Consider the following 25,504-nt stretch of genomic DNA (forward strand, 5'->3'; position numbering starts at 1 on the left):
CCTTTAAATTTCTTTCGGTTTTTCTATATAAAAACCCTGCGCATAATCTGTATTATAAAGTTCTACCATATCTAAAAATTCAGCCTTATCTACAAATCTAATAATTGATTTAATACCTAAATCCTCCGCCGTAGAGTTTAAATTTCTAAAGATATTTTTAAATTTCTCATCGTCTAAATTTTTATTAAATTCGATGTCATAAATTATAAAATCAATCGGAAGATATTTTAGGTATTCAAAACCTGCGTTGTTACCGCCAAATTTATTTAAAGCAAATCTAAAGCCGAGGTTTTTATACTCGTTTATGATCTCTTTAAATCTGTTTATCTCATCATAAACAAGCTTTTCGCTAAATTCAAATATGATATTTTTAGGATCTATCTTGCCTTGATCTATAAAATCTTTTATAAATTTATTAAATTGTAAATTTCTAAGCGAAACTGCCGAAACTTCGATGATACAGGTATCTTCATCCGTTACTTTTGTCTCGCTAAATTTCTTAATAGAATTTATATCAAATAAAACTTCATAACCGTTTTTATTTGCGATATTTTGAGCTTTTTGCTTTGATATAAGGGCAAATTCCTCGGTATAAATTTTAACCAAAAGACTCTTTAAATTTTTACTATCTTTTAAATCTTTTACAAGCTGAGTTTGAAAGGTAAAATTCCTATCTAATATAGATTTACAAACCGAGCTTTCAAATTCATCCGTTATTGCAAATTTAGCATTTTCTTCGGAGCTTAATTTTTCAGCTAAAACTGAAATTGTTTTGTTTAACTTATTAGAATAATTTATATTAACAAGCTCAAATTTGATTTTTAACTCTATATCATCGATTCCGTCGGCTAAGACACTCTTTTCAAAAACGTTTAAAAAATGAAGCAGTTGTGAGCTTTTAGCGACGCAAAAAATCAAAAAGCTATCATTTGAGTATCTACCTATAAAAATCTCTTTAGATATATTTTTTCTCAAAAAAATATTAATATTTTTAATCAGTTTTTTAAGCAACAAATCGCTACTTTCAAAGCTATATCGTTCATTTAGATCATCTAAATTCCTAATTTTAAGCATTACGATGTTGCCGTCTTGCCTATGTTTAAATTTACTCATTTTTTTTGAAAGCAAATTTAAAATTTCAGCCCTGTTAAAAGAGCCCGTAACGCTATCAAGCACGCTTACTTTAAAGCTTCTATATATCATATAAACCGTATAATAAACCAAACACAAGCTTAAAATTGCAAGCAGAACTATCTCGTCATTGTCTAATTTTATATTGTCATTTCTTATAAAAATAAATAAAAAAACACCGGCAGTAACAATAAAAGGAAATGAGATCTCAAGAGCGAGTAAAAACCGCCTTGATCTCTCACTAAGTTCAGATCTTAACATCACACATCCAGGTGTTTAACGTCTTTTGCGTGCTCTTGTATATAATTTCTTCTCGGCTCTACCTCATCGCCCATAAAGAGATTAAATGTATCGCTGGCACTCATCGCATCATTTATATTTATCTGTAACAAGCGGCGATTTTCAGGATTCATCGTAGTCTCCCAAAGCTGATCGGGATTCATCTCACCAAGACCTTTATAACGCTGTATATAAGCACCTTTTTTAGCGTTTTTCTCGACTTCATCAAGAATTTCAATCACATCTTTAGTAAAGCTAAATTCGCGATCTTTTATCTTTTGATTTATATAAAGTGCCTCTTCATAAAGCGGATTTGTAAATAAATTTTCATTTACGACAAGCTCTTCAAGACCGCTTTCAGTCTGGACATAGATGCGAATTTCATCTTCATTTATGTATGAATTTAGGATATTGTATCCTTCATTTTCAAGGTATATTTTTAAAATTTCAAAAATTTCATTGTAATTTTTAGAAACTATATCAGGATTTTCTATCATATATCTAATCGCACTTAACACGTTAAATCGCTTCTCAAGCTCTTTTAACACGCTTCTATAAGCAGCTACTATTTTAAGAAAATCAATTAAATCCTTATTTCCGATTCCTTCAAATTCCACCCCTTCAATTCCCGTCTCAATCAAAAATTCATTCAGAGCCTTCTCATCTTTAAGATAAATTTCCTTTTTACCTTTTTTATAACGATAAAGCGGCGGTTGAGCAAGATATATGTAGCCGTTTTCAACTACAGGATTTAAAAATCTAAAGAAAAATGTTAAAAGCAGAGTTTGGATATGGCTTCCGTCAACATCGGCATCAGTCATTATGATGATCTTATGATAGCGAAGTTTTTCGGCATCAAATTCATCTCCGATACCACAACCAAGAGCTGTTATCATATTTTTAATCTCATCTGATTTTAAAATTTTATCAAGTCTTGATTTCTCAACGTTTAAAATTTTACCTTTCAGAGGCAAAATCGCTTGAAAAACTCTATCACGACCCTGTTTTGCAGAACCTCCCGCAGAGTCACCCTCCACTAAGTAAAGCTCGCTTATACTTGCATCTTTACTTTGACAGTCAGCCAATTTTCCCGGCAAGGTTCCTACGCTAAGTCCTTCTTTTTTACGAGTTAGATCCCTTGCTTTTTTTGCCGCTTCTCTTCCGCGAGCCGCCATTAAAGCCTTATTCATTATGGCTTTTGCTTCGATAGGATTTTCTTCAAAATACTTAACTAAAACCTCAAAAGTCATCTTTTGAACGATAGGTTTGACATAGCTTGAACCAAGTTTTCCCTTAGTTTGACCCTCAAATTGCGGCTCAGGAACTTTAACACTTACAACAGCAATAAGTCCTTCTCTGATGTCATCGCCCGTTATTTTTGTATCTTTTTCACGCACTGAAGCATTTGCTGCGATGTAGTTTGTTATCGCCCTAGTTAGACCCGCACGAAAACCGGCTTCGTGAGTTCCGCCGTCAGGAGTTTTGATATTATTTACGAAACTTAGTAAATTTTCGCTATAAGTTTCGTTATACATCAAAGCAAAATCAACTATTACATCCTCTTCACCACCGCTAAATGATACGGCTTTGCTAACCGGATTTGATCTGTTCATATCAGTTACAAAGCTCTCAAGTCCGCCTTCAAAGTGATAACTCTCGCTTCTTCCTGTGCGTTGATCTTTAAAATTTATAGTTATTTTTGGATTTAAGTATGCAAGTTCGCGAAATCTCTTAGTCAAAATTTCATCATCAAATTCAGTTACTTCAAATATACTGTCATCAGGCCAAAATTCAACCATAGTTCCGGTTCTATTTGTAGTTTTTATGATCTCCATTTCGCTTGTTGGAATTCCTTTGGCAAACTCTTGTCTATGAAGATTTCCGTCACGCTTAATATTTACAACCAATTTTTTTGAAAGCGCATTTACTACAGATACACCGACACCGTGAAGACCGCCTGAAACTTTATAAGTGTCTTTATCAAATTTACCGCCTGCGTGAAGCACGGTCAGTACAACAGTCGCAGCCGAAATTTTCTCGGTAGGGTGCATATCTACAGGAATTCCACGACCGTTATCGCTAATTATCGCTGAGCCTTCGTTTGTAATTTCAATATTTATCGTATCACAATACCCTGCCATAGCCTCATCGATAGAGTTATCCACAACTTCATAAATCATATGATGAAGTCCGTTTATATGAGTATCTCCGATATACATTCCCGGGCGTTTTCTAACGGCTTCTAAACCCTTTAAAACTTTAATATTTTCTGCGCCGTAATTTTTTTCCATAAAATAACCTTAATTATAAATTTATTGGCATTATTATCGTTTTTAGCTCATTTGAACTAACAGTAAATGCCAAATTTGAGTCGTTAAAACCAAGCTCGAAACTATCTTCTTCTATATTTGTTAAAAAGTCTATCAAATATCTGTTTCTAACGCCTACGAAAAATTCCTCGTCAAGTCCTGTTTGAAAATCAATCACAGTTCTAGCCTCTGAATTATCTTCGATAATACTTTCAAAAGTTATAGTCTGAGGAGCGAAAATTATCTTCATACTATCTGATAAAATTGATATAGTTTTAATTCCCTCTATCATCTTATCTCTGCTTAGTTTTAGTCGTTTTTTAATTTCTTTTGGAATTACTCTATCATAATCAGGGAATTTTCCGTTTATAAGTTTTGTGAAAAACTCAAAATTTGCACTTTGAGCTATCAAAATGTTTTCATCGTAATAAATCTCTATCTTATCGTAAAAAAGTTTTTGAATTTCACTTATTGCTTTTTTTGGAATTATAAGCGAAAATTCGCTTTGAGTCGGAGTTTCAAATTTAAATACACTTAATCTTTTAGTATCTGTTCCTACGATATTTATGTAGTTTTGCTTAATATCTATAAGCGCTCCGTTTAGTTCAAATTTCGGATTATTCGTATCTATACTAGGAAATATCTTTTTAAGGCTTCTTCCAAGCATTATAGCGTCTATATCAAATCTATTTTTACCATCTATAGTTGGGAATTTTGGAAAATCTTCAAATTTATACATAGGAAGTTTGTATTTTGAGTTTTTTTGTTTTATATAAAGGTAGTTATTTACCGTTTCAAGAGTTATCTCTTCGTCTTTTAGGCTTCTTATTATGTCAAGCAGTTTTTTTCCGTTTGCGGTAGCATTTCCTTCATCTAAAATTTTAACATTTGTAAGTTTGTATGCAAGTCCTATCTCGTGATCTGTGGCTTTGATGTTTAAAATACCATCTTTAGCGCAGATATATATGTGAGATGTTATAGCACTTAAATCCTTTTTTTCCAAGTAAGGATTTGTGTTTGTAACTATGCTTTCAAGAGCATTTTTGTTAATTACCGCCTTCATAGTTTTCTTCCTTTATTTTTTAAATTTCTTTTAGTATCAGTAGTAGGTATCATGAATATGTGAAAAACAGTTTCAAAGTTTGAAATTTCAGTATTTAGATAGTTAAAAACTAAATTTGATTTTTCACATTTATTCACATAATTCATCTTAAATTTTTATCCCTTTGTCAAAATTTTATTTTTAATCTCTTCAACTTTTATCTTAAAATACTCATCTTCATTTATCATTTCATTTATCTTTTTGATATTATGGCTAACTGCCGAGTGATCTTTCATATTAAAATAACTTGCTATTTGAGGCATTGAATTTGGCGTTAAATTTTTAGCCAGATATATTACGATTCGCCTTGCTTCAACGATGTTTTTAACTCGTGATTTACTCTTTATCTCGCTTGGTTTTATATTTAGCTCTTTGCTTACTATTTCGATTATGCTTTCTAAATTTATATTTTCACGCTTCTCTTTTATCTGATCTCTTAAGATATTTTTAGCAAATTCAAGGCTTATTTCCTGTCTCATAAGTGTGGCATAAGCGTTTAAATTTATGATTGCACTTTCGATTTCACGAATATTATCGCCCATATTTGTTGCGATATATTCGATCACGTCTTTAGTCAGATAAATTTTATCAAATTCGCATTTTTTCTTAATAATGGCTATCTTAGTATCAAGTTCAGGCGGAGTGATATCGGCTATTATTCCCCATTCAAAGCGGGTTCTAAGTCTATCCTCAAAGCCTTTTAGGTGTTTTGGCTGGCGGTCTGAAGTCATGACGATCTGACCGTTTTTCGAGTGAAGTTCGTTAAAAGTGTGAAAAAACTCCTCTTGAATTTTATCCGTTTTACCTAAAAACTGCACATCATCGATAAGTAAAACATCGCAGTTTCGGTATTTTTCACGAAATCTTTGCATTGAGTGGTTGTTGATATGATATGTAAAATCCGTGATAAACTGCTCGCTTGTGATACAAATCACCACTTTTCCGTTGTTTAAGCAAAAATTTCCTACAGATTGAAGCAGGTGTGTTTTACCAAGACCTGTCGGACCGTAGATAAATAGCGGATTATAAGCTCTTCCAAGTTGCTCGGCGGCTGTTTTTGACGTGATGTAGGCGTATTGATTTGAGTCGCCTACGACGAAATTTTCAAATGTATAGCTTGGATTTAAGAGGCTGCTTTGAGCTTTTATCTGATTTACATCTACTTTAGCAATTCTGCTTTGGGTTTTACTCTTTTGAGAAGTGATGTTTATATGCGGTTTTGCACCTGTTTTTACTTCAAAAAGATGAGCTATTTTGTCTGAGTATTTTGTCTGGATAAATTTAGCTATTAGTTCATTTGGAGCGTTAAATACCATAACTTCGGAGTTTGAAGCTTTTTCGTTAAATTTAAGCTGCTTTATATAACATTCGTATTCGGATTTTAAAATTTCGTGTCCAAGCAGCTCTAAAACCTCGTTTGCAAGCAAATTTATCCCTTTTCATTATAATGACTTTTCATTTTATCTTAAATTTCATAAAATCTTTGTTAAAATGCTCTTAGAATATGTTTTTCACAGCGTGAAAAAAACGTGAAAAACTTTTTATATGTTTCAGATTAAGGATGTGATGAAAATTTTAGGAATTGATCCCGGAAGTAGAAATTGCGGCTATGCGATTATCGAAAAAACTGCGTTAAAAACAAATTTGATTGAAGCAGGACTTATAAAAATTAAGCCCGATTTGCTTCAATATCAGATAACGCAGCTTTGTGAAGGGCTTGATCTTATCTTTAAAAATCATAAATTCGATGAAGTTGCGATTGAGGATATATTTTTTGCGTATAATCCAAAAACGGTTTTAAAGCTGGCTCAGTTTCGAGGTGCGTTAAGCCTTAAAATTCTCCAAATTCACGGAGAATTCGCAGAATACACGCCGCTTCAGGTGAAAAAGGCCGTAACAGGCAAAGCAAAGGCGGATAAGGAACAAGTTGCTTTTATGGTAAAGAAAATTTTAGGTATCGCTAAAGATATAAAACCGCTTGATATAACCGACGCTATCGCGGTTGCGCTAACTCATGCAAATAATTTGCGGATAAGAAAAAATTAAAGGAGATAAAATGAGGAAAATTTTGGTTGTTTTAGCTGTTTTTACATCGCTAAATTTATTTGCAAACGAGACCGTAAAGGATGATTATATTATCTGCAAACATTCAAATTTAGGCTCTGAAAATAAAAATGTGACAAAAGTAAAGCAGTTTATAAATATAAGCGCTACTGCCTCTGAAAGCGGTTTAAATAAACATAGCTTAAGAAAAACCTGCGCTGCTTTAAACTGCGTGATCGATGATAGCTTGGAAAATAAACAAGCTTTTTTAAAGAGCGCCGCGCTTACGATACTAAACTCAGATGACGAGATATCCGATATGGCGGTTGATTATTTTAGCTCGCGCGAGTTTGAATTTGCTAGAAAGTTAAGACACAAAGAGCTGGTTTCAAAATTTGGATGTGATTATAAACTTGTGCCTTTTGAAACAAGAAACGGCGTCAATAAAGTCTTTGTAAAAGCTTTTGTCATGGTTGATGGTAAAGAGGCGGCTAAGATCGAAATCAACGGCAGAGTGCTTGCCATAAGAGGAAAATTTGGCATGGTACAAGACATGCAGGTTTATAATCTGAAATTAAAAGAGATAAAAGAGTAAAATTATTGTTTGATGCCTAAAAATTTAAGTATTTTCTGAATTTGAATCTGTTTTTAATATTTTTTGTTTATATAAATTTAAAATTTTTAAGTAATTTTTGAAATATATTAGTATTAAAAAATTAAAATTTTAAATATATAATTTTAATTAAAATTATATATTTTAATATTATTTATATTTTTTTAAGCTTTTAATCAAACAACAATCAAACAAATTTATTTCTATTTAGCCCATATAGGCACATACATTCTTGCTTTTGAACCAACAGTCTCATCATGTATAGCAATTTTATTGTCTTCAATTGTAAAATTTATAATTTTTGATGCCATTGAGCTGTTTTTGGCGTCTATTCCAAACCTGTCTCTCAAAGTTGTATTAGTCATATATTCGTTTTGTATATATTTTAAACAACAATGCAGATAACAAGCTCTAATTTTGTCCTCTTTGTACATATCCTTTAGTTCTTTATGGGCAAACAAAATAGTCCGCGTATAGCCATTTATAGCTTCAAAAGCAGGTGCAGGTAGCTGATAAAATTCTGTCCAATGAACTACTTTATCTATACCGCTTCCTCTCTCTTCGCATATATTTATCCTTCTCATAAAAGAAGCCAATCTCTCATTTCTTGACTTTGGAGGATTGTCTAAAAACCTATCCGTATTTATAAGTGGTTCACCTGGATTTGTTATTTCTATCCTGTTGTCGTAAATTTCTATCATAATAGAATTACCACTTTGCAAAAAATCTTGATGTATTATGGCATTTGCAACTAGCTCTCTTATGCAAATTTCAGGATACATTTTTATCTCTTGCCTAAAGACTTTATCTATTACTTCATTGGTAGGCAAGATATTATTTATATAATTTATTAACCCTTCAAAACCAACCGCAAAGCCTCTTTTGCCTTCAATTTCGTTTTTAGTATTAACTTTTGAATTTCCCTTATATTGTATAACTCTTATGACTTTTCTTTTTAAATTTGTAAAATTATTTAAATCTTTTGCAAATAATATAGCACCTAAATTTGTGATATCATATTTACCATTATCTAATTTAATTATCATTTCATCTTTGGCAAGAAAATCAATTATATATTTTCTACTATCAGGCAATGGCAATTTTAATAGTTCAAAATATTTTGGATAATCCAATAAATCTAAAATTTCTATATCATTAAGGTTGTTTGCTGCTATTTGCTTTTCAAAAGGAGTTTTATCAAACGCTCTCCAAAGCTCTTTTTCTTTTTCTGGTAGTTCTCTCAACTTTTTCTTGTTTTCGCCAAGTCTTATATATTCTTTACCCTCAAAAGATACTGGATGTTTATCAGCCGATGCTATTTCTAGTAAAACAATATTTTTTATTGTCAATAGAAATTTCATAAAATTTATAGTCTATTTTTGGTTCAAGTAGTCTTAATATCCAATTATCCAAATTTTCATTACCTTTTTTAGCTGTTGATGGTTTAAAGGTTGTTCCTATTATCTCATGAGTTTTATCATTTACTCCCCAAATTATATATGCATTTGGTTTGTTGTTTAAAGTAGCTGAATTTGATAGAGCACTAATATATTCTCCTATTAGATGTGGATCTTTGTTATCTTCTTTAAATTCTATCCATTCAGTTTCATTTGAATATTTTATAAATTCTAGGACTAAAGATTTGATATATTCACTATCCCTTGTGATCATTTTTACTCCGACTTTTTATTATTTACGATGTGATTTTCGTAAATAAATTTATGCTCATCAGGCAATGTGCCGTAAATTTTATGAGCAAGATCTCTGATCTCCCAAAGAGCGGATTTTGAGCTTCTAAGCGAGAGGAAATTTTGAAGGCTTCTAGCGTTTACGCTCCAAGTAAGCTCGGTTTTATAGCACTCAGGCAAGCAGTATTTAACTATATCAAGGCTAGTTGTAGTCGTAGCTAAAATTTCGCGCAGATTATCAAGCGCTTTTATGCTTGCGTTATCAATTAGCTCGTTACCCGTTAGTACGATATATCTGCTTGCATTTTCAAAGTCGCCTAGCTCAAATTTCGCCTCATTTTTAAGCTCTTTTAGCGTGTAGCGAGTGGATTTGACGCTTAGGCTTGCTATGCGGTGGCGGGCTAGCTCTTGAAGAAGTGCTCGTGAAATTCCTTGGATATAGAAGTTATAATACAAATGCTCAAGCGTGCTTGCGTGCTTGTATTTGTTGCCCACGCGATCAATCAGCTCGATATCCTTTTCACCTCCATTATCACCCTTGTCAAAGCTTTGCCAGCAGGTGCGAATCGCGTGCGAGCAGATATTAAGAGGGGTGAAATTTAGAAGTGTTACTTGCATTTTAACTCTTTATTTTTGAAATTTAATGTGTAAATTTAGCTAAAAATTGATGAAATTTGGGTTAAATTTAAGGGGCGTTAAATAGCCCCTAAGAGTAAATAAAAGGATTAATTTTTAAGCTGCAAGAGTGTATTTAACATCTCGTTGCTTGTAGTGATCGTCTTTGAGTTGGCTTGAAAGCCGCGTTGAACGACGATTAGTTGAGTTAGCGAACGGCTTAGATCGACGTTACTCATTTCTAAGCTTGAAGCTGAAATTTTGCCCCGCCCTGCGGTGTTTGCCGCACCTATGATAGGATCGCCCGAGTTTGCCGTCATTGAGAATAAATTCCCGCCTTCGCTTACTAAGCCTTCGTTGTTTGTAAATTTAGCTACCGCAACTTGCGCAAGCCCAAGGCTGCGACCGTTTGTAAATGTGCCTACTAGAGTGCCTGACTCATCTATCCTAAGTCCGTTTAGTTCGCCTCCGGTAAAGCCGTCTTGACTGATGTCGCTTGTGCTTGAGTCGTTATCATAACTTGTCATGCCCGTAAAGCCTTGAGTATTGCCTAAATTTAGCTCTATATGCTGACCTTCCGAAGAGCCGTTTGCCGCACCGAATGTAATACTCGCAGGGCTGTATGTGCCAAGCGAACCGTCGGCGTTAAATCTTATATATCCTGTTATTACATTGGACGGCTCATCTGTTGTGGTATCGAAATTTATCTTGTTTGGCTCGGCGACTTGAATTATCATCGTCCATTCCGTTCCGTTGTTTTCGGTATAAGCGCGCTTTGTGAAGTCAAGTTTTACGTTGTGTTTTGCGCCAAGACTATCAAACACGTCTATACTTGAGCTATGGCTTGCCATATGAAGGCTATCGGTTACGCGCTTTGATTCACCGCTACTTAGCGAACCTTGTAAAACCGCCATTGATTTATGGAATTTAACATTTTCTGTCACGTTATTTTTAGCGTTGCTTAGAGCGGTTATCGTTAGATACATGTTGTGGTCGTTATCTTTTGTATCAAAGGTTAAATTTGTAACCTTAGGATTTCCAAAATTTGGAGATAGAGGGTCAGTCTCTATCGTTCCGTCTGTTTGATCGCCGTCATCTTTATTTACGGCATCTCCTTTTGGATTTTTTACTTGAAACTGTCCATACTCATTTACGGTTACTTCAACACCGTCGTTTTTATTTATCTCTAGGTCTTGATTGTTATTATCTACCGTTGCTGAAAAAGCGGCATTATTAGGAGTTCCGTTTGCGGCATTTTCTATAGTAGTTCCCGTATAGTTTATCCAAAGTCTAGCGTCTTCTTGCATAGCTTCGCGCAGATCTTCCGTGCTAGTTACTTTTCTTTCTATTGAGTCATTATATACATGAGCCGAAGTCGTTCTTGTTTTACTATAAGTATATTGATATGCAGTTATGATGTTTGTAGTTACAAATTGATTTCCTATGTTGCTTCCGGGATTTACCGTCATTTTGATATTTTTAGTCTCTACTGATGTTCCAAGGTTATTTCTGTTTGTTAGTACAAGCTGATTTCCGTTTGTTACGCTTGCCTCAACACCTGTTTTATTGTATTTTTCGTTTATTGCGGCAGCTAGTTGGCTTATATTTAGGATATTTCCCAGCTTGATATTTTCACCGTTTAAGTTTATATCAAGAGTTCGTGCCGCAGGAAAATTTCCAAGCGGATCAGCACCTACACTCATGGCTCTTGTTTTAGCGTCTGCGTAGCTTACCCAAACTCCTTGACCTTCTCTTAGGTTGTAAGCATCTCCGTCATTGTTAAACAGCACTCCAAGATCAGCACCTCGCTCTTTTAGTCTTTGCTCGCCGTTTTTGGTAGTGTAAAACTCATTTTCTCCGACGTTATTTTCATCGTGTTTTTCGTTTTCTGTTTTTATCTTATCAAGAGGAGATTTTTCTACCCAGCCTGAATACTGATCAAGTTGGTAGATAGGAATCTTTTTAGTACCTACGCTATCGCCGCTATCTAAATTCGCTTTTAGTGCGATTTGAGTTGTAGCGCGTGCAGGAGTAGTAAGCCCCGGTGGGATTATGATATTTTCTATCGGTCTTGTCGGATCTATCTCGCCAGTTGTTTCATCTCTCATCCAGCCTTGAACGATATGTCCGCCGTTATCTACGAAATTTCCAACACTGTCGCGTGAGAAGTCACCGTTTCTGGTATAAAGTCTTGTTTTGCCGCCGTCCGGACTAACTATAAAAAATCCGTCACCTTGAAGCGCGATATCAGTCTGCTTATCTGTAGTTTGAAGCGAGCCTTGTTTGAAAATTTTTGTAGTAGTATTTATCTGGGCTCCAAGACCTACTTGAGTGGAATTTAGTCCGCCGTGTCCGTTTTGTGGAGCGGTAGCTACGCGTGAGGTTTGGTATATAAGATCATCGAAATTTGCACGTGAATATTTAAATCCGACTGTATTTACGTTTGCGATGTTGTTGCCCTCAACGTCCATTGCTATTTGGTGAGCCTGAAGTCCCGTAACTCCAGACCAAAGAGATCTCATCATAATTTTATCCTTTTAGTAATTTGCAAAGATAAAAGCAAAAGATGTTCCAAAAATTTAAGAGAGATTTTTTAAATTTACAAGAGCGATAAAAACTAAAATTTTAAGTATGAAAAATCTTAGCAGGCAGGTTAATTATACGTAACCGCCTGCTAAAAGAGAATGAGTTATAGCACCATCGCGCCGATAACTGCGCCTATCATTAAAGGGATATTGAAAAATAAAAATGTCGGCACGCAAGTATCGTAGATATGGTTGTGCTGTCCGTCGGCGTTAAGTCCGCTTGTAGGCCCAAGAGTGCTGTCGCTAGCGGGGCTTCCCGCATCTCCAAGAGCGGCTGCAACGCCCACAAGCAAGATAATCGCCGCAGGGCTAAATCCAAGCTGAAGAGAAAGCGGCACGTAGATAGAGGCTATTATAGGTATGGTTCCAAAGCTCGTTCCTATACCCATCGTTACCAAAAGTCCGATAGCAAGCATCATGATCGCGCCTCCTATCTTGCCGCCTGCGATATCGCTAGCGAAATTTACAAGTTGCTCGATACCGCCGCTCTCTCTTAAGACAGAGCCAAAACCGGCTGCAACTAGCATAATAAATGCGATAAATCCCATCATCGCAAGCCCGTTATCCATGATCTTATCTACTTTTTTGTATTCGATTCCTTCAAAAGCTATCATTATTATAAGCCCTATTAGAGCTCCAAGAGGTAAGGAATTGGCATAAAGCTGGATGCAAAATGCAACTACAGCTCCTGCTAATACTGCCCATTCTTTGTGTGTCATGGTAAGTCTCTTTGCTATTTCGGCATCTCTGGTTTCTTTTTCTTCAAATGTTGTGGTTTGGTACTTTCTTTTTTTAGAGTAAAAGACAAAAACAGCTAAAAGCAGACCCACTAGCATAGATGCGCCGCCTATCCACATAACGCTTGTTATATCGCTTAAATTTACGACTACGCCGTTGTTTTCAAGCTCTTTTTTGATGATGTTGTGAAAAAGCAGACCAAATCCCACGCTAAGGCTTACGTAAGGCGCTTTAAGTCCGAATGTAAGTGCGCAAGCTAGGGCTCTTCTGTCCAGTTCAAGCTTGTTCATAAGCGGCAAAAGCGGCGGTATAAGTATAGGTATGAAAGCAATGTGAACGGGGATTAAATTTTGAGAAAAGCACGCTATAAACGCTATAGAAAGCACGAAATAAGTTCGCTTCTTGCTTAAAATTTTGCTTATGGCGTTTATCAAAATCGCAGTTAAATTCGTATTAGCGATAGCCGCCGCAAGCGCACCTAGCAAGATGTAGCTAAGCGAAGTTTCTAAATTTCCTTTCATGCCCGTTATAAGCGTAGATGTGGTAGCCGATAAAGTATCAAAAAAACCTGAAATTCCATTTATGTCGCTTTGAGACATTATGCCTGCTACAAGCGCTGAAATCAATATTGCAAGCAATATATTAAATCGCAACAAACAAAGCACAGTCATGATAATTATACTAACAACAACAGGATTTGCAAGTAACATAAATTTCCTTTTTTAGAAAATAGAATTACAGATTATACAAAAATAATTTTGAAAAAATCGACAAAATTTTAATTTTATTTATATTTCATTTGAAGAAAAATACATAAAATATCTATTTTTTTATTACTAAAAGCACTAAAATAGTAAGATTTTTAATCTTATATTCTGAATTAACATCTTAAAACAATTTATCAGTGTTCATATTTTAATAAAATTTTAGATAAAATCTAAGCCAAAATTTATAAATGATAGGAAAGACATGAGAAGCGATATCATAAAAAAAGGCTACACAAGAGCGCCTCATCGCTCGCTTTTACGCGCTACGGGACTTAAAGACGAGGACTTTGATAAGCCGTTTATCGGCATCGCAAACAGCTTTATAGAGATAATTCCGGGGCATTTTTTCCTAAATCGCTACTCTGAAATTTTAAAAGACGAAATTCGCAAAAACGGCTGTGTGCCGTTTGAATTTAACTGCATAGGCGTAGATGACGGTATCGCGATGGGGCATAGCGGTATGCTTTATAGCTTGCCAAGCCGCGAGATCATAGCAAATTCGGTTGAAACGGTTATGAACGCGCACGCACTTGACGCGCTTGTTTGTATGCCAAACTGCGACAAGATCGTGCCTGGAATGGTTATGGGCGCACTTAGAGTAAATGTACCGACCGTCTTTGTAAGCGGCGGTCCGATGAAAAAGGGTTACACAAAAGATGGCAGGCCGATTGATCTTGCTACGGCGTTTGAAGCGGTGGGTAAATTTGAAACCAAAGAGATAAGCGAAGCCGAGCTAAAAGATATCGAGTGCAACGCCTGTCCAAGCGGTGGAAGTTGCTCGGGAATGTTTACTGCAAATTCGATGAATACGCTTTGCGAGGCGATGGGCATAGCTCTAAGCGGCAACGGCACGATACTAGCGCTTACTCCTGAGCGAGAAGAGCTTGTGAGAAAAGCGGCGCGTAGAATTTGCGAGATCGCGCTTGATGAGAGATTTAAGATACGCAATATCCTAAACGCAAAGGCTGTCAGAAACGCACTTGTAGTTGATATGGCGATGGGCGGAAGCAGCAATACCGTGCTTCATATGCTTGCTATCGCGCGTGAGGCGGGAGTGGATCTGCAAATTTCAGAGTTAAATGAAATAAGCTCAAACATCGCTCACATAGCCAAGATAAGCCCAAGCTTGCCAAACGTACACATGGAAGATATCGGGCGAGCGGGCGGAATGAATGCGGTTATAAAAGAAATTTCGCGCCGAGATAACGGAATGCTTCATTTAGAAAATTTAACCGTTTCGGGCGAAACTCTGGGCGAACGAGTGGGAGCTAGCGAGATAAAAGATGAAAGCGTGATCCATAAAGTCGAAAATGCTTATTCGCAGGTTGGCGGACTTGCGATTTTGTTTGGAAATTTAGCCGAGCAAGGATGTGTGATAAAGACGGCAGGCATCGTGGGAGAGCGTAAATTTAGCGGTAAGGCGGTTTGCTTTAACTCTCAAGATGAAGCGATAGAGGGAATTTCAAGCGGTAAGGTAAATAAAGGCGACGTGGTCGTCATACGATACGAAGGTCCGCGCGGAGGCCCCGGAATGCAAGAGATGCTAAGTCCTACCAGCCTAATCATGGGTCGCGGACTTGGTGCTGACGTGGCGTTGATCACGGACGGTAGATTTAGCGGTGCGACAAGAGGACTGAGTATAGGGCACGTAAGCCCCGAAGCTGCTGAAGGCGGTATGATAGGACTACTTCGTGACGGCGATATAATCGATATAGACGTGGATACTTATAGTATAAATGTGCGCTTAGACGAGGCTGAAATTTCAGCTCGCAAGGCGAAATTTACGCCGCTTGAAAAGGAGCTAAATTCTCGCTGGCTAAGACAATATCGCAAACTTGTAACAAATGCTAGTAGTGGCGGTATTTTAGAGGCTTAAAAATTTAAGAAGGTTTTGTATATGTTTGAAGGAAATTTAAGCTATAGTGATTTAGAGGATATTAAAAATGAGCTTAAAGATGTAGCTAAGATAAAATTTGATCAGCCAAAAAAGTATTTAGCGGAATCAAATGAGATTTTAGAAAATATTGTAAATATAAATTCGTCCGAATCTCAAAAAATAAAGCTTCAATCATTACAAAAACGCTACAAAAGTACTGAAGACACAAAAAAAATTTTAGAGTATTTAGACGAGGATATATGCAGTAGAGATTTTGAACTTCTGCCTGAAGCATCAAAAGATATGATTTTAAAATTTGAAACTATTTTAGAAAAGCTCGAAGAGTTAAATTTTAATACCTCACCAAAATCTTTAAAGATAAAAACGGAAAATTTTAAAAAGCTAGAAGAGTTATTAGTCTCTCAAGAGGAGCTAGTAGAGGATTACTTGGCTTCTATATCAAAAGATGAAAGAGTAGAGCTTTATAGAGAATTTCTTAAAAATGAGAGTGAAATTTATAAAATTTACAACAAAACCTCCAGTGTTTTATCTACAAAGTTGTCAAATTTTAAAGAGCTGTCGATTGTCCGTATAAAAAATTCCATGAAAAATGATCTTTTTTATTGGTTTAAATTAATTACTAAAAACATTACGATATCTTTTTGGATTTTAGTGTTTATAGGCTCAGCTATCTGCTCTTTTTACTTTTTTAGTATTAAAAAAGTTCCGCAAATAAATTTGGACGAGCTTATGCCGTTAATAATTTTTGCTAGTTTTGCAGCATTGTTTTGGCTTAGTTGTATTGTTTTATCCTCTATGTTTTCTTGTTATTTTTTATATAAGACCAATTACAAAAAGCAGTGGATTTTTGTAATTAGCCAATTTTACCTTTTGTTTTTACTTGCACTACCTTTTCTATCCAATTATATAAGCGAGGAAGATACATTTGGTTTTGTTTTGAGTTACTACGAACAGTTTTTAATATTTTACCTTGTTTTTATTTCAGTATATTTTGTATTAAATATCATTAAATACTCTAAGTCAAAATTGGATGATACCTTCCTTTTATCAGTATTTCTTGCTCCTGAACTATTATTTATAATTTTTGTATTAGACATATTTATTCATGATAAATATGATGGTCTAGGTATGCTCTTATTGATATACATACTTCTCTTTTTTGTTATTGCAAGGTTGTTGTCTTTAAGTAAAAACTTTGAGTATAAACCCGTTTTGTTTATTACTCTATTAATTTCATTTATTTCAACATATTTTATAAGCCCAAATTTAGTAAGCATAATAAATCTTGCAAATTACAAAGAAAATTTTACGATAAAAAAAGAATTTATCCCAAAAGAGATTTTGAATTTGCCTCTTTGTTTTGAAGGGTATCATCTAGCCTGTATAAATGAAAATCTAAGCGACGATAAAAAAATAAAGATTGACAACCTTGTAGTAGAGGTGAAATCCGAGGATAGATACTATTTTAAAGCCGAGATTAAAGACGGCTTTAAGTTTCCTATCTCTAAAAAACAATATTTTGAAAACCTTTTAAAAGATAGTTGCGATGAAAACAGTTCTATACAATTGTTAGACCACAACGATACACATATTGCTATTAAAAATTACAAAAGTCTTTTTTGTAAACCTAATTTAAAAAATAACGGCGAATTTATTAGAAAATTTAACATACACAAAAAGAATATAGAAAATTAATCTTATAATTACACTTTGTAAAAACGATTTTTTCAACGTGTAATTATTTAGGTGTCTATAAACCAAAGTACAAGTATCTATTTCTCACATAAGTATAAAATTCATATTACACATCTTTTATTTGATAAAAATGTAATAGTTTAATTGATAATTTTAAGTTATTAAATTAGTTATGATAAAACAAATATAAAATAAACAATTAAATAACAAAAATTTAAAAAAAAATTAAAATTTATTATATTATAATATAAATACTTAATAACATTAACAATAAATATTATAAAATATTATTAAAAAAAATCATAGTTTAAGGAGAGCAAAATGAGTTTTAGGCAAAAGATAATTACGTCCGTGTCGATGCTTTTAATAGTTCTGGTAGGCATACTTACATTTATTAACTACACAAGTACTAGAAACATGATATCTAAGTTAAATGAAGAGAATTCTATGGTTCTTGTAAAACAGTTCGATAGAAGGATTGAGACGTGGATTAATATAAAAAAAGAGATTGTAGAGACAGTTCAGCCTATGATATCTATAGATGATAAAGATATAAATCTTAAGCTTTTAAAATCTATAAATAGCGGCGGACATTTTTTGTCTACTTATTACGGCTTTGAAGATGGCGAATTGATGTTTGATCTGTGGGTTCCTACACAAGATTATGATGCAAGAAAGCGTGGTTGGTATATGCAAGCAAAAGAGAGCAGAAGCACTATTATAACCGAGCCTTATGTGGATATGGTAACAAATAAGATAGTTACTACTATGGCTACTCCTATAACGAGAGACGGAAAATTTATAGGAGTTTTGGGAACCGACGTTCCGCTTGATGATATAGTTGATATGTTTCAAGGAGATGATGTAAAAGAAATTCCGGGGTATTTTGCATTGTTAAACAAAAGCGGTAAGCTTATTTTGCATCCTGATTCAAATATCATCGGTAGAAATATTGGGGATTTAAATCCTTCTCTTCAAAATTTACCTTCTACTACAAACAAAAAATTTGATGGAATTTATTATTATAATTATGGCGGTGAAGATAAAATGCTTTCGTTTTCAAACATCGGAGATACAGGACTCGTGGTACTTTTTATGGCAAGGCTTGATGATGCGATGGCAATTAATGCAAAAAATACAACCTTTAGTATAATGGTGGGTGCCGGAATTGTTATCATAGGTATATTATTTATTGTCTTTCTTCTTAAATCACTTTTTAAACCGGTTATAAATTTGATGCAACTTTCAGAAGATCTAGCTGTGGGAGAAGGCGATTTGACTAAGCATTTAGACTTCAACTCTAAAGATGAGCTTGGTAAGATAAGCTCAAATATGAATCAATTCATTGATAAAATAAGAGTTTTGATTAGTGAGGCAAAAGATAGCAGTAATGAAAATTCGTCTTTATCAGAAGAGTTAAGCGCAACATCAAAAGAGATAAAAACGAGAGTTGAGAATGAATTTAGTATCATCCAAGGTATAGCTAACGATATAAATATGGTATCTGAAAGCTCACGGAGTTCAAACAAGAGATCGAGCGAAGCTAGTGAAAATCTAAATTCAGTTAGCATAACTCTTGAAAACACAAAAGAAAACATTATAAAAACTGTAAATAGTATAAATAATGCCGCTCAAACTGAGCAAGAATTATCTCATAGACTTCAAAATTTAGTTCAAAATACTGAAGATGTAAAAGATGTGCTAAAGGTGATAAATGATATAGCCGATCAGACAAATTTGCTTGCTTTAAATGCCGCCATAGAGGCGGCTAGAGCAGGAGAGCATGGACGTGGATTTGCCGTTGTGGCAGATGAGGTAAGACAACTTGCCGAAAAAACCTCAAAGAGCTTAGTCGAGATAAACAATACAGTCAATTTAATCACTCAGTCGGTAAATGATACTTCTATAATGATGAATGAAAATTCGAAATTTATAGCCGAAGTAGCCAATGAATCAAACAGATCTCAAACCGAGATAGAAGAGACCTCAAGGTTGCTTAAAGAAGCGATATATAAGACCAATCTGGCTTCCGAGGAAGTTAGTCGTATGGCGATGTTGGTAGAGAAAAACACTCAAAGCTTTGCAATTGTAAATAAGCTCTCCGAAGAGAATACCAAGAGTGTTGAGGAAATTTCAAAAGCTTCCGATATGCTAAATCACCAAGTAGAAAGTCTAAACGATAAATTAAATCAGTTTAAGAGCTAATCAAGCCTTAAAATTTTAAGGAGCATTTTTAATGCTCCTTTTTTAAAAACGATAATCTAAATTTAGACGCAAAGTTCTACCTGGTGCAGGAATTAAGCCTTGATTGTTAGCATCAAGGTAGTAGCGGTTTGTTAAATTATCAATAGTTGCAGATATGGTTAAATTTGGATTTACCTTATAGTGGGCATATAAATCAACTAGACTATAAGGTTTCCATTCCGCACTGCTTGTATCTCCTCCCGGACTTTCAGGAGAAAAAATAGAAACTATGCGTTTTCCATAGTGGCTGTATCTGGCACCTATATCTAATTTTTTAGCCAAGATTCTTGTGCCTATTGTTGCGGTTATGGTTGTTTTTGGAGGCAGTGTGTTTCCTATATTGCTATCAACAACTCCGCCGTCAAAGCACTCTTGTCTATCTGTTGCTACTCCTTTTTGAGCCTCTTTGCGACAAAATTTGGTTTTTAAATAATATGTCATACCTACTTGATAATAAAAGCTTTTCATATCGAAGTAGCTTGAAGCTTCTATTCCTCTATAAAGGGCACTTTTTATATTTGTGGTTTGGAGTATCCCCCTCTTTTTAGTAAAGGTTCTGGTTAAGTAATCTTTAGTATAATTATTAAAAAATGCAAATTTAAATCCAATTACACTATCTTTTTTTATATAGTCATTAAATAATAAATTGGTTCCGACCTCCCAATTCTTTTGTTTTTCCGGTTTTAATGTGGATAGTGAGCCGTCACCGCTTTGCATACTAAAGCCTCTTGATGCTTGAAAAAGGCTTGGGGAGCGAATAGCTTCGGCGTATTTTATGTATAATTGAATTTCATCGGTAGGCTCAAAGGTAAGCATGGCAATAGGAGAAAAGCCTTTGTTTTTGATAGGTGGTGTGTACTCTTTCGTCGCTATCGGTTTGCCGTCTGGATGGTATCCGTGAAATTCTACTAAAGGCTGATAGTCTATCGTTTTGCTATTGATATAGCGCCCGCCTATATCGGCAATTAACCAATCCGTAAGCGGATAATTTGCCCAAGCAAACAGACTCTTTTCGTTTCTTTTGGCGTCACGGATATAAAGAGGTGCGATAGCATCTTTTGGATAGCCCTTTTTTTCAACTCTCGCTTGAGCATTTCTTGGCTGATGAATTCTTTCGGTGGAAAATGAGATTCCGTAGTTTAGCGTAAGCGGATTTTCATTAAGTTCGAATATTGACTTGTTGTTTATGTTTATACCGTATTGCTTTGATAGCGTAAAGTATGCGTGTCGACTATCATGATGTCCATACTCTTCATAAAAAGGAGTAAAATTTGAAGAGTCGCTTCTGGTAAAGTATCCACTAATATTTAAATTTATATAAGGATTCGAAGGATTAAAAATATACTTAGAGCTGTAAGAATCAACTTTTACCTCAGAGCCTTCTCCTTGAAGTGCTCCGTCTCCACGAAAACTAACTAAAGAAGGCATCATTTCTCCAAATTTGCTTCTATACCCCCTATATGCTAAATTTACGGCATGATCTTCGTTGTAAAAATTTACCTTAGCCAAATATGACTCGTTGTCTTGAGATGTATTTAGTATCTCTTCTCCCGAGCGATAATATGTGTAGCCGTCTTGGTTTTTAAATATAAGTCTTCCTGTAATTACTTCTTCTTCTACGGCAGGAGTTCTGCCTTTTCTTGGCACTACTTCAAGATCATAGCTCCTATATTGAATTGTTTCTATTTCAGGGACAGGTCCGTGCTTACCGGTAAAGTAATTGCCTTGAACTTTTTTAGCATAACCAAGCACAATATCTGCATTTTCCCATTTTTTAGTAAATGCTAAACTCGTATTGTAGCTATTTCCTAGTTTTGAAAAAGGATTTTTTGAGGAGTATCTTGCATCAGGCTTGTAGGTTTGCTCTTTACAAAGACCCGAATGATTTGTTTCGCATTTTTCTATCCATTTTGTTCTATAGCCTCCTCTTGTATTGTAAGCAGGTTTTTTAACGGTATTTGACATTGTTCCTAAAGTAAAGCGAAATCCCCAGTCTTTTTCGGAGTCTTTGGGACTTATATCTTTGTATGATATCGTATTCATCCTCACGACTCCTCCTGTGGCACCTATTCCATCTGCTTTTAAAGACGGCCCTTTTTCTATCTCCACCTGAGAGATTAAATCAGGATCTAGGAAAGTTCTGGTACTTGAGCCTGCATATCCTTGCCATGAAGGAATAGATTGCAATGAATCATCAATTACTATCGGAACTCTATTTTCGTTTTGGATACCTCTGATATTAACGGATATGGCTCCGCTGTTACGTTTGTTGCCTACCATTACGCCTGGAATTCCGCTTAGAAAATCGCCGACCGAACTTCCTCTAAAGCGAGAAATTTTTGTTTCATCAAGATAAGAATAAGATCCTGCAGAAGTGTAGCTTTTTAAAGCCGTATTATCATAACCAGAAGAGGTAACTTCACCTGTAACTTTCACTTCTTGTAGATCAATTATTTCTCTTGTCTTATCATCTTTAGCCAAAAGCCAAGAGCATGATAATGCTATAGCTACTACTATGCTTAAAGATTTATTTTTGTAATGATATGATAAATTTGGGATTTTATCCATGCAATATCTCCTTAAAATATTTTTAATGAATAAAATTATAATACAGTATAAATTAAATTTAAATAAAAATGATTATCAATTTATAAATCATAGTATTAATGAATTAGAGGTATAACATGTTTTATTTTTTATGTTTCTAACTGAAATTTAAAATGATGTATTTGTATTGAGTTATAAGTATAAGCCAATAGATGCTAGTTGAACTATTGGCTTAATATTAATTTATTTATCTTCTAAATTATCAAAATATCTCTCAGGATATTTCTCAACTTGATTTATGTTTAAAAATACGAATTTGTAGCCTAAAAATAGGGCTAAAATCCAAAGAAAAAGAAAGAAAAGCGAAGTACTCATCAAGGCTCCTTAATATGCGTGATGATCGTTTTTGATCTCGTTTTGGGTGATTTTGCGACTATCCATCGCGCGCCAAACCACAAAGATATACCCAAGCACAAACGGCACCAAAAAGCTTACATAAGCCATCACACCAAGCGTATAGTGGCTTGAGCTTGCGTTTTGTATAGTAAGCGAGCTTTGCAAATTTGAAAACGACGGATAAAAAGCCGTGTTGTTAAGTCCGGTAATCAAAAATAGCCCCGTTACCACAAGCACTACGCCCACGCCAAAAGGCACTATGCCGTAGATACTTGTTGTAAATGCGCCTTTATAAATTCCGTATAAAACAAGCACTAAGCCAACTAGCATCATAAGTGTCACAAAAGGAAGTTTTATCAAATTCATTGCGTATTTAAATCCGACTAGGCTTACCACACCTTGCGCATCGTATTCAAAGCCAGTTTTTGTAAAAATCCAGATAGCAAAGATCAGGAAAAACGGCAAAAACAGAGCTGTGTTTTTAAGCACTGATTTTCTTAAATTTGCTCTTAATTCATCATCTGCGATATTGTTTATCAGGTATAGCCCTCCGCCTACTCTGGATAGGAAAAAAATAGCGATTCCAAGCGGATAGAGCATGATGTTGCCAAGGGCTTCAAGACCTCGCCAAGGCGTTTGCCACTGGACGAAATTTTGCTCGTTTAATAAAAAATCGCTTCCCGCAAAAAACGTGCTAACCGCCATTCCGATAAGTATAACGCCAAGAGAGCCGTTTATGAAAAGGAAAATTTCATAAGTTCTTGTTCCTAAAAAATTATCCGGCTTCTTGCGGTACTCGTAGCTTACGGCTTGGATGACAAAGCAAAAGAGTATCGCAAGCCAAACCCAGTAAGCCCCACCGAAACTTGTCGCGTAAAATAACGGAAACGCCGCAAAGCAAGTCCCGCCGAACATAACAAGCATAGTAAATGTAAGCTCCCATTTGCGACCGACCGAATTTACTATCATATCTTTTTGAATTTCGCTCTTTGGCAAGCCGAAAATCAGCGTCTGACCGCCTTGAACGAACATCATAAATACCAAAAGTCCGCCAAGCAGGCTAACGATAGCCCACCAGTAAATTTGTAAAATTTCGTGCGATAAACTAAGCATGGTTTTCAAATCCTATCTTTATCTGTCTAAGCATGATTTTTATCTCGGCTATCAAAAGTGCCGTAAATAGCAGAGCAAAGAGCGCAAATGAAATTTTGACATTCACACTTCCTAAATTCGTAGCAGCTATACCCACAGGCATGAGATCTTGTATCGCCCACGGCTGACGCCCTACTTCTGCTACTATCCAGCCAGCTTCGGCTGCGATGTATCCAAGCGGGATCGTCCAGACGCAAAGCCAAAGCAGCTTTTTGAAATTTTCGATATTGTTTGCCATACACAGATACATAACTACAAAAAACAGCACCAAGAAATAGCTTCCAAGCGCTACCATCACGTGAAAGCTGTAAAATGTAATTCCCACGGGCGGAACCGCATCACTCGGCTTTTCTAAATAACCGTATCCGAGGAAATTCATATTTGCCTCAAGCTTATTTTGCGCTATTTGTATAGCCTCTTTATCGCCCGCCTTTTTGGCTTCTTTATACTCTCTTAGCGCTTCTACGGCGACTTTGCCCTTTTTCATCTTGCTTTCAACGCTTTCTATGCCGTGTTTTTCGTTTCCGAACACCAGATCGTCAATGCCTGCGATAAATGCGTTGATATCGCGTTTGCCAAGAAGTGAGAGCATGTAAGGCACTTCAAAATCTACAATGAAAGGCTTTTGTCCGTCTCCGGGTTGCTTGTTTGGCGTTAAAATTCCCGCCATCACGATACCTTGCCTTGTATCTCCTTCATAAAGTCCTTCCATCGCAGCAAGCTTCATCGGCTGAGTTTTTGTCACTTGATACGCGCTTTCATCGCCGCTAAACATCAAAAATAGGCATGTTACAAGCCCGAAGCTTGCACCTACGATGATGCTTTTTTTAGCCATGACAAGGTGTCTGCCTTTGATGATAAACCAAGCTGAAATTCCGATCACAAAAAGTGCCGATATCACATAACCGCTCGTAACCGTATGAAGAAATTTGATGATACCCACAGGACTTAGCGCAACCGCAAAGAAGTCTTGCATCTCCATTCTGGCGGTGTCGGGGTTAAATTTCATCCCTACAGGATACTGCATCCAGCCGTTAGCTATTAAAATCCAAAGTGCGCTTAAATTTGAGCCGATAGCTACAAGCCATGTCGAGATGAGGTGAAATTTCTTACTAACCTTATCCCAGCCAAAAAACATCACCGCAAAAAACGTACTTTCAAGGAAAAACGCAAGTAAGCCTTCAATAGCAAGCGGAGCGCCGAATATGTCACCGACAAACCAGCTGTAGTTCGCCCAGTTCGTACCGAATTCAAACTCCATGATGATACCTGTTGCTACTCCGATGGCGAAATTTATACCAAATAATTTAAGCCAAAATTTGGTGATGTTTTTCCACTCCGCGCTTCCCGTTTTTACGTAGATCGTCTCCATAATAGCGATGATAAAGCTAAGCCCAAGCGTTAGCGGAACAAATAAAAAGTGATAGATTGCAGTTAGTGCAAACTGCACTCTGGACCAATCAACCGATGCAAGCTCTTGCATTTTATTCCTTTGTCAAATTTAAGATAACGAAGTTGGTTTTCTCTTCGTCACTCTTAAATTTTGTATTTAAATTTTCATCAAAAACGAATACTTTTAAGATTCCAAACATTATCACGAGTTTAATGGCTATAATAAGCCATAAGCTCTTGCCGACTTTCATATTTTTAAAGCCGTCTATGTATAAATCGTATATATTTTTAAGCTGTTTTTTCATCATAGT

The 25,504-nt window shown here is 35.4% G+C and carries 18 protein-coding genes and 2 pseudogenes; 6 read left to right on the forward strand and 14 right to left on the reverse strand.

The genetic code is table 11. The features are described from left to right. Window positions 1-3: 3 nt before the first annotated feature. The 4 genes from ACHJH3_RS09240 to dnaA form a co-directional block, all read right to left on the reverse strand. Window positions 4-1,392: an EAL domain-containing protein gene (locus ACHJH3_RS09240; protein WP_407064557.1), complete on the reverse strand. Its 1,389-nt coding sequence runs from the start codon at window positions 1,390-1,392 to the stop codon at window positions 4-6. Then, window positions 1,392-3,701, reverse strand: coding sequence for a DNA topoisomerase (ATP-hydrolyzing) subunit B (gene gyrB, locus ACHJH3_RS09245; protein WP_407064558.1), 2,310 nt, complete (start codon window positions 3,699-3,701; stop codon window positions 1,392-1,394). Before gyrB ends, ACHJH3_RS09240 begins: the two co-directional genes overlap by 1 nt. 13 nt (window positions 3,702-3,714) lie before the next feature. Further along, on the reverse strand, window positions 3,715-4,782 hold the full coding sequence (dnaN, locus tag ACHJH3_RS09250) for a DNA polymerase III subunit beta (RefSeq protein WP_407064559.1): 1,068 nt from the start codon (window positions 4,780-4,782) through the stop codon (window positions 3,715-3,717). Window positions 4,783-4,937: 155 nt separating this feature from the next. Next, complete coding sequence (gene dnaA, locus ACHJH3_RS09255; protein ID WP_407064560.1) at window positions 4,938-6,248, reverse strand: chromosomal replication initiator protein DnaA; 1,311 nt, start codon at window positions 6,246-6,248, stop codon at window positions 4,938-4,940. A 139-nt stretch (window positions 6,249-6,387) separates the two neighbouring features. Here dnaA and ruvC point away from each other — a divergent pair, with 139 nt between their 5' ends. Both ruvC and ACHJH3_RS09265 read left to right on the forward strand, forming a co-directional pair. Beyond that, window positions 6,388-6,867: a crossover junction endodeoxyribonuclease RuvC gene (ruvC, locus tag ACHJH3_RS09260; RefSeq protein WP_169941799.1), complete on the forward strand. Its 480-nt coding sequence runs from the start codon at window positions 6,388-6,390 to the stop codon at window positions 6,865-6,867. Window positions 6,868-6,877: 10 nt separating this feature from the next. Continuing rightward, window positions 6,878-7,459: a hypothetical protein gene (locus ACHJH3_RS09265; RefSeq protein ID WP_407064561.1), complete on the forward strand. Its 582-nt coding sequence runs from the start codon at window positions 6,878-6,880 to the stop codon at window positions 7,457-7,459. 221 nt (window positions 7,460-7,680) lie between these two features. Here the strand turns inward: ACHJH3_RS09265 and ACHJH3_RS09270 are convergent, their stop codons facing one another. The 5 genes from ACHJH3_RS09270 to ACHJH3_RS09290 all read right to left on the reverse strand — a co-directional run bounded on the left by ACHJH3_RS09270 (window position 7,681) and on the right by ACHJH3_RS09290 (window position 13,813). Beyond that, window positions 7,681-8,826, reverse strand: coding sequence for an ATP-binding protein (locus tag ACHJH3_RS09270; protein ID WP_407064562.1), 1,146 nt, complete (start codon window positions 8,824-8,826; stop codon window positions 7,681-7,683). Next, a complete protein-coding gene (locus ACHJH3_RS09275; RefSeq protein ID WP_407064563.1) occupies window positions 8,783-9,148 on the reverse strand; it encodes an AlbA family DNA-binding domain-containing protein in 366 nt (121 codons plus the stop codon). The genes ACHJH3_RS09270 and ACHJH3_RS09275 overlap by 44 nt, the downstream gene beginning before the upstream one ends. Before the next feature lie 2 nt (window positions 9,149-9,150). Further along, window positions 9,151-9,783, reverse strand: coding sequence for an FAD-dependent thymidylate synthase (gene thyX / locus ACHJH3_RS09280; RefSeq protein ID WP_407064564.1), 633 nt, complete (start codon window positions 9,781-9,783; stop codon window positions 9,151-9,153). Between the two features lie 107 nt (window positions 9,784-9,890). Further along, window positions 9,891-12,305: a flagellar hook protein FlgE gene (flgE, locus tag ACHJH3_RS09285; protein ID WP_407064565.1), complete on the reverse strand. Its 2,415-nt coding sequence runs from the start codon at window positions 12,303-12,305 to the stop codon at window positions 9,891-9,893. 164 nt (window positions 12,306-12,469) lie between these two features. Then, complete coding sequence (locus ACHJH3_RS09290; RefSeq protein WP_407064566.1) at window positions 12,470-13,813, reverse strand: Na+/H+ antiporter family protein; 1,344 nt, start codon at window positions 13,811-13,813, stop codon at window positions 12,470-12,472. Between the two features lie 259 nt (window positions 13,814-14,072). On the opposite strand from ACHJH3_RS09290, the gene ilvD reads away from it, so the two are divergent. The 4 genes and pseudogenes from ilvD to ACHJH3_RS09310 form a co-directional block, all read left to right on the forward strand. Next, a complete protein-coding gene (ilvD, locus tag ACHJH3_RS09295; RefSeq protein ID WP_407064567.1) occupies window positions 14,073-15,746 on the forward strand; it encodes a dihydroxy-acid dehydratase in 1,674 nt (557 codons plus the stop codon). Window positions 15,747-15,767: 21 nt separating this feature from the next. After that, window positions 15,768-17,462: a hypothetical protein gene (locus ACHJH3_RS09300; RefSeq protein WP_407064568.1), complete on the forward strand. Its 1,695-nt coding sequence runs from the start codon at window positions 15,768-15,770 to the stop codon at window positions 17,460-17,462. Between the two features lie 417 nt (window positions 17,463-17,879). Further along, window positions 17,880-18,809, forward strand: a pseudogene (locus tag ACHJH3_RS09305) (cache domain-containing protein); the annotation flags it as partial. Window positions 18,810-19,160: 351 nt separating this feature from the next. Beyond that, window positions 19,161-19,667: pseudogene (locus tag ACHJH3_RS09310) on the forward strand (methyl-accepting chemotaxis protein); the annotation flags it as partial. Window positions 19,668-19,709: 42 nt separating this feature from the next. Here the strand turns inward: ACHJH3_RS09310 and ACHJH3_RS09315 are convergent. From ACHJH3_RS09315 to ACHJH3_RS09335, 5 genes are all read right to left on the reverse strand, one after another. Beyond that, the gene (locus tag ACHJH3_RS09315; RefSeq protein WP_407064569.1) at window positions 19,710-22,274 is read right to left on the reverse strand and encodes a TonB-dependent receptor domain-containing protein; all 2,565 of its coding nucleotides are present in this window, start codon (window positions 22,272-22,274) and stop codon (window positions 19,710-19,712) included. Between the two features lie 222 nt (window positions 22,275-22,496). Further along, window positions 22,497-22,628, reverse strand: coding sequence for a hypothetical protein (locus ACHJH3_RS09320; protein WP_407064570.1), 132 nt, complete (start codon window positions 22,626-22,628; stop codon window positions 22,497-22,499). Window positions 22,629-22,637: 9 nt separating this feature from the next. Then, on the reverse strand, window positions 22,638-23,762 hold the full coding sequence (locus tag ACHJH3_RS09325; protein ID WP_407064591.1) for a cytochrome d ubiquinol oxidase subunit II: 1,125 nt from the start codon (window positions 23,760-23,762) through the stop codon (window positions 22,638-22,640). Further along, complete coding sequence (locus tag ACHJH3_RS09330) at window positions 23,755-25,284, reverse strand: cytochrome ubiquinol oxidase subunit I (RefSeq protein WP_407064571.1); 1,530 nt, start codon at window positions 25,282-25,284, stop codon at window positions 23,755-23,757. Before ACHJH3_RS09330 ends, ACHJH3_RS09325 begins: the two co-directional genes overlap by 8 nt. A gap of 1 nt (window position 25,285) precedes the next feature. After that, window positions 25,286-25,501 carry a DUF4492 domain-containing protein gene (locus ACHJH3_RS09335; protein ID WP_407064572.1) on the reverse strand — a complete coding sequence of 72 codons (216 nt, stop codon included), beginning with the start codon at window positions 25,499-25,501 and terminating at the stop codon, window positions 25,286-25,288. Window positions 25,502-25,504 lie beyond the last annotated feature (3 nt).

It is taken from the genome of Campylobacter canis (genome assembly GCF_045504005.1).
GTDB classification, from domain to species: domain Bacteria; phylum Campylobacterota; class Campylobacteria; order Campylobacterales; family Campylobacteraceae; genus Campylobacter_A; species Campylobacter_A canis.

Excerpts from the sequence above, each read along its gene's own strand:
- ACHJH3_RS09290 (WP_407064566.1), bottom strand. The coding sequence starts at position 13,813 with ATGTTACTTGCAAATCCTGTTGTTGTTAGTATAATTATCATGACTGTG.
- ACHJH3_RS09300 (WP_407064568.1), top strand. The coding sequence starts at position 15,768 with ATGTTTGAAGGAAATTTAAGCTATAGTGATTTAGAGGATATTAAAAAT.
- gyrB (WP_407064558.1), bottom strand. The coding sequence starts at position 3,701 with ATGGAAAAAAATTACGGCGCAGAAAATATTAAAGTTTTAAAGGGTTTA.
- ACHJH3_RS09265 (WP_407064561.1), top strand. The coding sequence starts at position 6,878 with ATGAGGAAAATTTTGGTTGTTTTAGCTGTTTTTACATCGCTAAATTTA.
- ACHJH3_RS09315 (WP_407064569.1), bottom strand. The coding sequence starts at position 22,274 with ATGGATAAAATCCCAAATTTATCATATCATTACAAAAATAAATCTTTA.
- ruvC (WP_169941799.1), top strand. The coding sequence starts at position 6,388 with ATGAAAATTTTAGGAATTGATCCCGGAAGTAGAAATTGCGGCTATGCG.
- dnaN (WP_407064559.1), bottom strand. The coding sequence starts at position 4,782 with ATGAAGGCGGTAATTAACAAAAATGCTCTTGAAAGCATAGTTACAAAC.
- ACHJH3_RS09275 (WP_407064563.1), bottom strand. The coding sequence starts at position 9,148 with ATGATCACAAGGGATAGTGAATATATCAAATCTTTAGTCCTAGAATTT.
- flgE (WP_407064565.1), bottom strand. The coding sequence starts at position 12,305 with ATGATGAGATCTCTTTGGTCTGGAGTTACGGGACTTCAGGCTCACCAA.
- thyX (WP_407064564.1), bottom strand. The coding sequence starts at position 9,783 with ATGCAAGTAACACTTCTAAATTTCACCCCTCTTAATATCTGCTCGCAC.
- ACHJH3_RS09335 (WP_407064572.1), bottom strand. The coding sequence starts at position 25,501 with ATGATGAAAAAACAGCTTAAAAATATATACGATTTATACATAGACGGC.
- ilvD (WP_407064567.1), top strand. The coding sequence starts at position 14,073 with ATGAGAAGCGATATCATAAAAAAAGGCTACACAAGAGCGCCTCATCGC.
- ACHJH3_RS09330 (WP_407064571.1), bottom strand. The coding sequence starts at position 25,284 with ATGCAAGAGCTTGCATCGGTTGATTGGTCCAGAGTGCAGTTTGCACTA.
- ACHJH3_RS09320 (WP_407064570.1), bottom strand. The coding sequence starts at position 22,628 with ATGAGTACTTCGCTTTTCTTTCTTTTTCTTTGGATTTTAGCCCTATTT.
- ACHJH3_RS09240 (WP_407064557.1), bottom strand. The coding sequence starts at position 1,392 with ATGTTAAGATCTGAACTTAGTGAGAGATCAAGGCGGTTTTTACTCGCT.
- ACHJH3_RS09325 (WP_407064591.1), bottom strand. The coding sequence starts at position 23,762 with ATGCTTAGTTTATCGCACGAAATTTTACAAATTTACTGGTGGGCTATC.